The organism is Vibrio sp. 10N.247.311.51 (assembly GCF_041467855.1).
GTDB classification, from domain to species: Bacteria; Pseudomonadota; Gammaproteobacteria; order Enterobacterales; family Vibrionaceae; genus Vibrio; species Vibrio coralliirubri.
In genome coordinates this window covers 1-1,324 of record NZ_JBFSVK010000075.1, presented here as the reverse complement: position 1 = coordinate 1,324, position 1,324 = coordinate 1, and the positions used below count along the sequence as shown (strand labels likewise).

The 1,324-nt window shown below is 42.2% G+C and carries 1 protein-coding gene; it reads right to left on the bottom strand.

The window, feature by feature from the left end; all coding sequences use genetic code 11:
• Window positions 1–238: 238 nt before the first annotated feature.
• Complete coding sequence (locus AB6E85_RS25815; RefSeq protein ID WP_050649567.1) at window positions 239–1,255, bottom strand: IS110 family transposase; 1,017 nt, start codon at window positions 1,253–1,255, stop codon at window positions 239–241.
• Window positions 1,256–1,324 lie beyond the last annotated feature (69 nt).

The window sequence follows — 1,324 nt, the reverse complement described above, 5'->3', positions numbered from 1 at the left end:
GGGGCAGAATGTATGGTACGCCCCGTTTTGCAAGTGAATCAGCAAAATAACAGAGTTGGATTGCGCTAATGTATTCAGAGTCTATTTGAGACTTTCATTAGTCCCAGCTCTACGATGAGATCCGCGCCAGATTGTCCTCATAAATGAGAAAGCACTTTTACTGCTGTTCTGCCCCTCAGGTCTTCAATCTGGTGGTCTAACCGTTTTGTCATCTTGATTTATCATATGCAAATCTTGGTTATGCTTTTACTTCGAATGCTTTGTGAGAGTTCATCACTGACCATGCAATACGAGCCAATTTATTAGCTAGTGCTACAACAGCGACATTGAATGGTTTTCGGCACTTCAAATCAATGAGCCATGAACCAAAGTAGCGCTCCGCAGATGCATCCCTCCACATTACGGCTCTAGCTGCATGAACAAATAATTCTCTTAGCTCTTTGTTTCCGCGCTTCGATATACCCAACAATCGAGGTTTCCCTCCCGTTGTATATTGAAACGGCACTAACCCTATCCATGCTGCAAAGTTTCGCCCATTAGCAAAGTCTTTTGGATCACCTACAGAAGACAAACAACACGAAGCTGTCATCGGGCCTACACCTGGTATAGTTTGAAGCAAAGCATACAGCTCGTTTTCTTTATTAAGTTCGATTAACTTTTGGTCTTGAGCTGTAATCTTTTCATTTAATTGGTTGTAATAATCTAGTTGATCGCGAAGTTCAAGAATGAGCAGAGGCGGGATTACTGCATCTTTATCTGCTAGCCACTGGAACAACTTTTTCATATTGGCATGGCCACGAGGAAAGCTGATGCCAAACTCTAGCAAGATGGAACCAATTCTATTCATGCATGAGGTTCTTTCGCGAATATATCCCGTTCTGATTCTCCGAATAACCGTACTAATTTGAGCTTGTTCACTCTTAGGAGAAACAAATCTCATATTAGGTCTAGTAGCAGCTTCGGCAATAGCGTCAGCATCAATGAAGTCATTTTTGTGGCTCTTAACGTATGGCTTTACATACTGTGCTGGTATCAGCTTAACATTATGACCATATTCTTGGCATCTTCGAGCTAGCCAATGAGCACCACAACAGGCTTCCATTGCTATGGTTGTCGTTTCTTGTTGGGAGATGAATTGAACGAGCTTAACTCGGCTCAATTTGTGTCGGTAAATTTCGCGGCCAGAATGGTCATGACCAATGAGATGGAAAACCGACTTCCCGAGATCTATACCAATAACTTTTATAACTGACATGATGGCACCTCTAAATGTACTGCGACATAGCTAATTTTAACGTAGGTGTGGGGCGTACCATCTAATTAA

What these genes read in the sequence shown, in the direction of transcription:
- AB6E85_RS25815 (WP_050649567.1), bottom strand. Translation starts at nt 1,255, where the DNA reads ATGTCAGTTATAAAAGTTATTGGTATAGATCTCGGGAAGTCGGTTTTC.